This is a genomic window from Bartonella sp. AP3QHHD (assembly GCF_042195765.1).
GTDB lineage: Bacteria > Pseudomonadota > Alphaproteobacteria > Rhizobiales > Rhizobiaceae > Bartonella.
In genome coordinates this window covers 1-7,792 of record NZ_JBHIPC010000007.1, presented here as the reverse complement: position 1 = coordinate 7,792, position 7,792 = coordinate 1, and the positions used below count along the sequence as shown (strand labels likewise).

Below are 7,792 nucleotides of genomic sequence, written 5' to 3'. Positions count from 1 at the left end.
TTTTTTAGCCGGTGGGGTTGATATGGCGGCAACGGGTGCTGCTGGTGTTGTTGTTCTTGGCACCCAAGGGGATGTTGATCTTCAGAGCAGTCAAGGTGCGATTGTTGCTGAAAGTGTTTATGGGGCAGGAGATATCACCCTGGTTTCTCATAACGGGCTTTCTGTTTCTCAAACAATTCTGTCGCATCAAAATGTTGCCATTCAAGCACAACCAGAAACAAATGCTCCCGTTCATTTTAGACAACTTTTAGCCTATGGCAAGGCAAATATTGAGGGTGGGGCGGTTGACTTTTCTTCGCTGATGACGGGTGAAGAAGCTGTTTTAAAGGTTGGCAGCCTTGATGCAGGCACACTGATGACAGGTGTCGTTTCTACGGGCGGTTCAGGGGATCTTATTTTAGATAAAAACGGCTTTCTTTTGATTACAGCAAAAGAAGGGGTGAAGGTTGGTCAGATTGCCAGTGGTGGCAATATTGAAATTTTTGCAGGCAACGACATCTATTATGATCAGGTCATGGGCTATGGCAGCGCAACTCTAACCTCTGTATCAGGGGAGATCAGTGTTGAGAATGTGCTGTCTGCTGAGGGGGATGTGAGATTGACAGCAAACACTCTCGATTTAAGCAATAATCGTTCTCATATTTACACGCCGCAAACGCTGTATTTAATTGCAGATCATATTGATGTCTCAGAGAGCGAATTGACTTATGGCGGTTTAGACTTTCAAAGCACCAATGCCCTTGATATTCACAATGCGCGGCTACAAGCCGTAAGAGATGGCGGTGGGACTGGAGATATTCTTTTTGTTGCTCCAAGCGTTATGGTTGATGAGACAACGTCGGTTTTAGCAGCACGAGATTTCGTGATCAAAACAGGGGAGATTCACAATAGTGGTCAATTGGCATCGGGGCAGGATTTAGTCTTTAGCGTGACGGGCAATGTGACCAACAACAAAACGGGCTTAATTTATGTGAAGGGCAATGGTGCTTTACAAGTTGATGGGGCTTTGTTGAATGATTTTGGCACCATAATGGCAGAGGGTGATTTGGGTTTCACCAATGCGGCTGGCAGCGGAAAAAGCCTTTCGCTTGTCAATAAAGCAGGCTTGATTCAAGCTGGTGGAAACTTAAATATCCAAACCAACACCCTGAAAAACGAAGCTGATAGCACGCCTGTCATCACGGAAAAAACGGAATATAGCGATATTTCTTTCCAAAGACCAGACAAATATAATTTTCTCGATGGCAGACCTTTATATCATGATATAGACTGGGATCGTTGGGGAAAAGGAAAACTTTCTAAGAGAAAGCATGGGGCAGTAGGTCCAAAACACTTTATATTTGAGCAACAACTTTGGAATAACAAAGAAGGAACCTATGGCACGGCAACTTTAAAAGATGGGACAGTCTATAAGGCGTTTACTTGGAAACATAATGCTCGAAAAGGAGACATAGAAGAGTTTGTATGGAATGGTTCTCGGCGGAAGGGAGGATGGTTAGGGTCAATAAACGAAGACTGGTCACACATGACAGAAAAGACTGTCACACAAGCATTTTCGCATAAACCAACTGTTTCGGGGGTAATACAATCTAGTGGCAATCTTATTATTAATGCTGATACCATTGATAACCATTATAGCTCTATGAGAGCAGGGGGAAATGCCGATATCCACGCCAATGTGCTGACCAATTTGGGGGCAACGGCTTATAAAAACACTTATCTTGGTTGTCAGGCTAATACAGACAGTTGTTATGGCTATAAAGCTGATGGAAGCCGCGATGTTTCTTTAGATATAGCCAATGGCAAGGATCGCCAGATTGGTTCAGAAGCTTTGGAGAGCGTTCCTGGTCTTGTCCAAGCGGGTGGCACGTTGAATTTGGTGGTCGATCAACTCAATAACACGGCAGCGGAAGGTTCGATTACAGGGGATGCGCATTTTAAAGCACAAGCAGTTGAAGGCAATCCACTGGAGTCCTTAAGTGGTTTAACCGGGGTTGATGCTCTCTTTACACCAAAAGTCGATCTCAATAATGCAGGGGAACTTTCTGAGGGGCTCCCTTTACCAAAGCCCCAATCGGGTGGGGTTGGTGGCACGCTGCCCAACCAGAATTTCATTTATGAAACGCGGGCAGAATTCCTTGATGTCGGCAAGTTTTATGGCTCAGCTTATTATTTGAACAGAATTGGCTACAATCCTGATCGGGAGATTTTTTTCTTAGGCGATGCTTATTTCGAAAAGCAGCTGATTGAGAAACAAATGCGTGATCTGGTTGGTCAAGGTTTGGGCAAAGGCTCCTTTATTCCTGGAAGTGATGCCATTGAACAAGTCAAAACCTTGCTGGATGTCGGGGCAGAATATGCAAAAGCCCACAATCTCCCCTTTGGTGAGGCTTTGAGTGAAGAACAATTGGCGTCCCTAGAAGCCCCGATGGTGATTTATGTACGCCAACAGGTCAAGGGCATGGATGTTTATGCACCGGTGCTTTATATCCCTGAAAAAGACAGAGCCTCCTTTGTTTCTGCTGGGGCTTTGATCATGGGCGATGATGTCAATATCACCAGCCAAAATACAAGCAATTCCACAATAACCAATTCAGGGCGTATTGCGGCAAATCACCAATTGCATGTGCATGGCGGGGATATCTTTAGTCAAGGAGGGCATTTTGCGGCGGGTGGTGATGCTGTTATCCTTGCAGAGAAGAATATTCGTTTGGATGCAGGGCGCACAACGGTTGACGGCGTGGAGACCGTATTAAACACCGAGGCACTTTCTGCTGGTGGCAATGCGAGCGTGATTGCCAAGCAAGATATCACCGCCTCAGGGGTGGGGATCACTACCGGAGGTGATCTTGCCATGGCTACAGAACAAGGCAACTTGACGATCGGTTCAGCAGAAACCCATTACCATGATGAGCAGGGTGATGCCACCATGCATCATAAATCAGAAGTCAACTCTGGAGGCTCAACAACGCTTTCCTCTGGAAAAGATTTGAATATTTTAGGCTCTGATGTTCAAACAAAGGATAAACTTCTCTTGCAAGCTGAGAGGAATGTTTCGATTGATGCCACACGCAACAGCATGGACAATCAGAGTGGGAGTGAAACATCTCATGTTGCTTTACACAATGGCTCTCATTTAAGTTCTGGAAAAGAGACCACTGTTCTCTCTGGAAAAGATATCCATATTGCTGCTTCCGATATAGATGCCAAGGGTAATGTTGCTCTTGGCGCCCAAGGGGAGGTAACAATAGGGGTGAGAAACGATGAGATGGAGTATCATCTTCGCACCAAAAACACGAAAGTGGATATGCAAGCCTCTCATGCCGTTGGCTCTTCGATAAAATCGGGAGGTGACACCACTGTCATTGCAGGGCAGGATGGCAAACCGCATGATCTTAGCATTACAGGTAGTTCCATTGCGGCTGATGGCAAGGTGGGGCTGAAAGCCAGCAACGATATTCTCATCAATAATGCAGAGGATAGCTTACAGTATGAGATGTCGTACCATAAAGAGGGTGGAGCATTTAGTAGCAGCAAATCTGAGCATAACAAGATGGATGTGCGCCAAGTTGTGGGGTCAAGCATAACAGGGGGTGAAGGCATTACCATTGACTCAGGAAACAACACGGAAGTTGTCGCCTCGACGCTCATAGCCGGTAAGGCAGAGGAAACGTCAGGAGAGAAAGCACCAGGAGATCAAAAACAAGCGGATATTACCATTCACTCTGGGGGAAAGATTGTCATCAAAGGCGCCCAAGAACACTTGGATCAGCAAGCGCAATCGTCATCAAGTGGCTTTTTGCATGAGAAATCGTCTGATACATCTCAATCGCATACCACAACGGTCTCCTCTATCCTTGGGGCGACGGGAAACATTATCACGCAATCAGACAAAGAGACCACAATCACGGCTTCTCATCTGCTTTCCGGTCAAGATATCAATGTGAGCGGAGAAAATGTGACGATTGATGGCATGACAGATCACCATAAAAGCCATTCAGAGGAGCATGAAACAGGTTTTGGTGTGGGATCAGGTAAGGGCTTTGTGTCGATATACGGGAGTGAGGGAAAGACAGAAAATGAAGAGAGTTTTGAGCATCAAGGTTCTTCTCTCAATGCGGATGGTACGATCACCATCACTGCCAAGAAAAAAGATGTGACAATTGTTGGCTCTGATCTTGCAGGGGAAAATGTTAATCTTACCGCAGCTCGTGATGTCAATGTGCTTGTTGGTCATAATAGCCATAAGTCAAACTCTGTAGAAGAACGGGAAGGCTTTGGCTTTCAGTTTGAAAAGAGCAACAGCGGTGCTTCTGTAGGTGTTGGAATTGCAAGCGCCAAAGATACGGGCGATCAATGGGAAACCACTTCCACACAATCACACATCACGGCACGCCAAGATGTGCAGATTACTGCTGACAATGATGTGAATTTACAAGCAGCCATTGTTTCGGCGGATCGTGATGTCAACATTGATGCCGGCAATAATATCACCCTATCAGAAAGCTATGATACCTCTAACGGCAAAGAGACACATGAAAAGTCTTTTGCTGGTGTGACAACTTCCGTTGATATCGGTGTCCTTGGCACGGTACAAGGACTAAAAGATTCAGCGGACCGTATGAACAATAAGGATGGCAATAACACCGTTATTAATGGCATACTGACCGGCATGAAAATCAATCACCTCTTTAACAAAGGCAAGAATTTTGTTGATTGGCTGACTGGCAATACGGGGGAAAAGGGGAACACAACCAAAGGACTGAGTAGCTCATTAGGAGGGGTGGGGGGCTCCACCAAGGATGCTCTTGCCAATATGGCTGGCGCATCTGGCAGTGTAACCGTGGGCTTTAAAACTGAGAAAACAGAAGCCTCTTCTCAAGTCTCCACAGCGGTGACAGATAGCATAGAAGGCGGACGCGCTGTTAACATGCAAGCCCACAAAGGCAGCATTCATGGTGTTGGCGCTGATATTATCGCTGGTACCAATCCAATCTATGTGCTGGAAAATGATGCACAGAGCGGAAAGATCACCATGGAAGCAGGTAAAGATATCATCTTTGAAAGTGCACAAAACACGCAAAGCACACAAAACAGCAGTGAAAGTGCTTCAATGAGTGTTGGCACCGGTTATGGCACGGGTGGCGCAGGGGCAACGGGCAGTGCTGCTTTTAGTCAAGGGGAAGGTTCCAGTGAGGAAGTTCAACACAAAAACAGCCATATTATAGGCACCGGCACTGTTCATACCATAAGTCAGGCAAACACCACATTGGCAGGCGCCGTGGTTTCTGGAGAGCGTGTAGAAATGGAAGTAGGGGGTGATTTTGCCATTACCAGCCGCAGTGATACGGGACAAACTTCCAGCAAGCAAAACTCTGTTTCTGTTGGGTTTGGTGCTGGACAAACGGGTGGTGGGGGCTCCATGAGCGCCTCTTTCCAAAACGATAAATCCTCCAGCGATTATCATAGTGTTGTGGAACAATCAGGCATCAAAGCTGGTGATGGCGGCTTTAATATCATTGTTAAAGATAAAACAACGCTGACCGGAGGTATTATTGAAAGCACCGCGCCGGCAGATAAAAACAGCCTGACCACAGGAAGCATTAGCACCAGTGATATCAGCAACAGTGCCCATGCTAAAGCCAGCAGCCATGGGTTTAGCATTTCTGGGAACGACACGATAAAAAACATTGCCAAGAATGTTTTAAATCACGGCAAAGCCAAGGATGCAGCAGAAGGAGAAACCAAATCTGCTATCAGTGATGGGACTATCATCCTTACTGATACAACTGGACAAAGGGCGATGGGGCAAGATGCTGGACAAATCATTGGCTCTCTCAACCGCAACACCGCTACAGCCCACCAAGCAGTAGAACAGCTAGATGTCGCATCGCTTGAGGGGATAGTACATAATCGCGTAGATATGATCAATGATTTATCGGATGAAGAATCTAATATCTTTGAACAGAGCTTTGTAAACATGTTTATCAAAGAGCATTATCTGGCTACTGTGGATCACGATGAAAATGGCAATGTGATCTATGCAAAAGATGAAAATGGAAATCCTATAAGAGACAGTCATGGAAACCCGCAGCCGCAATATCATTATTTAACGCCTGAAGAACAACAGAATTTACAAAAAGGTTCTGATGGCAAGGTTCATGTTTTTCTCAATGGTATTTTTACAACACCAGATGACGCAGCCCATAATGCGGTTCAGTTGGCTGATAACAAGAATGATCCACACTATTTTCTGATGTTCCCTCATAGCGATTCGTTCTTGGTAGAGTTGTTCATTGCAGGGTATCAGTATGCTCTAGAAGGTAAGTTGGGTATTTTGACCAATTCGACGAAGAAGTACCAGAATCTGTTGTATAGCCTTGGCAATATAGGATTGCATACTGATGCGCATAGCCGTGGCAGTATGACAGCGGGCAATGGATCGCATGATTTAGAAAAGCATGGTGTTCATGGTATAGCAAAGAAAACAACGATTAATTTCTTTGGACCAGCTTATAATACTCAAAACATGGCAGATACGTTATATATCTTAAGTGATGGAAAGCAGGATTACGTAAACTTGGAAAATCATAAAAATGACTTTGTTGGTACAAAGATTGGCAAAAATCCTTACACTTTTGGGCAAATACCTCCTGGAAGTGGTCCTTGGAAAGAAGCATGGCAAATATTTAAGGGCTACCCCAGTGTCCATGCTTGTTATGGTAATGCAGGTTCAATATGTCGACAGGCTTATGGATTACCTAATCGTACGCCAATTTATTCAAAATATTCAGGAAGAAAAAAATGAAACAAATCTTGAAATTATTAAGTGGTCTCATTCTGTTAAATATTGCTGGATGTAACATCGACAAGCCTCCACCAGGAGTTTTGAGTGCATGGGAGAAACCAGGAGCAGATTTTACTGAGGTAGGAAAAGCATTGTTAGAATGTGGTATGCCAACCCCTTATGATGTTTTTCCAGAAAATAGAAAGCTAAGCATCAATGCAGAGGCTTCCATCGATGCTTGCATGATTCAAGCAGGATTCCGCTACAAATGGGGAGGACCATATTGGTGTTATACTTTTAGAGCTGAAAACCTTCCCATTTGTCGTCCAGGTGCTGTCATACCACAGCGCAGTGTCAAGAAGCGTTTGAACAGCCCTTTTTGTAAAAAGTATAAAAATGCACCTGAATGCCAGCCTTAAGTCTTGCTTCAGTAGAGAAAGCCTTGAATTTACACCAAATAAAGCACCAGGTTGATGAGTTTGAGAAAGCCTTGTCCGTCCTTACGTGACAAGGTTTTCTTTTTATGCCGCGTCGTTATAACGTTGCTGTTTTGCTTGCTCGATGACATTCAAAAGATCCGATTGTAACCAACGCGATAAAAAACCAAATTTTAAAGGTTTTGGGAGAGAGCCATTGGTCACATGACGGCGGAATGTTGAGACACTCATATGAAGCAGTTTTGCACTTTCACGGTCTGTTAAAAGAATATCATTTTCTGTCATACTAAAATCCTTTCAAAAGTAAAAAAATGAGAACAAATCATAACTATTTATTAACCACATTTTGGTTCATTTTTGAAGGTATTTTATTTATAGAAAACAATATTTTATCATAGTTTTTCTGATGTGATAATTTATGACTCTTATTGAGAAAGAATGAGAGAAAAGAGAGCTAAAGTTATCCACAGATCATGGGGTTATTCATCCCATATCTTAAGATTGACCCGTGACATAAGCCGCCCATTTATCCATATAAACGCGGCGCTGTTCTAAATAGTCAGTCCGA

General features: G+C 44.3%; 3 protein-coding genes and 1 pseudogene. 2 read left to right on the top strand and 2 right to left on the bottom strand.

The annotated features are described in order from the left end of the window. Together ACFIL7_RS00155 and ACFIL7_RS00150 are read left to right on the top strand one after the other, a co-directional pair. Positions 1 to 6,808 (top strand): hemagglutinin repeat-containing protein (locus ACFIL7_RS00155; RefSeq protein WP_375683229.1); only part of this gene is annotated, 6,808 nt, incomplete at its 5' end. Further along, positions 6,805 to 7,206, top strand: a complete 402-nt coding sequence (locus ACFIL7_RS00150; RefSeq protein ID WP_375618845.1) for a hypothetical protein — start codon at positions 6,805 to 6,807, stop codon at positions 7,204 to 7,206. The genes ACFIL7_RS00155 and ACFIL7_RS00150, both read left to right, overlap by 4 nt. A gap of 102 nt (positions 7,207 to 7,308) precedes the next feature. Here ACFIL7_RS00150 and ACFIL7_RS00145 read toward each other — a convergent pair whose 3' ends face one another. Together ACFIL7_RS00145 and ACFIL7_RS00140 are read right to left on the bottom strand one after the other, a co-directional pair. Next, entirely contained in the window at positions 7,309 to 7,509 is a 201-nt protein-coding gene (locus tag ACFIL7_RS00145; RefSeq protein WP_015856172.1) for an AlpA family transcriptional regulator, read from the bottom strand. 210 nt (positions 7,510 to 7,719) lie between these two features. Continuing rightward, a pseudogene (locus ACFIL7_RS00140) lies at positions 7,720 to 7,792 on the bottom strand (integrase); the annotation flags it as partial.

Bases quoted from the DNA above. Each gene is read 5' to 3' on its own strand.
- ACFIL7_RS00150 (WP_375618845.1), top strand. From the start codon at position 6,805: ATGAAACAAATCTTGAAATTATTAAGTGGTCTCATTCTGTTAAATATT.
- ACFIL7_RS00145 (WP_015856172.1), bottom strand. From the start codon at position 7,509: ATGACAGAAAATGATATTCTTTTAACAGACCGTGAAAGTGCAAAACTG.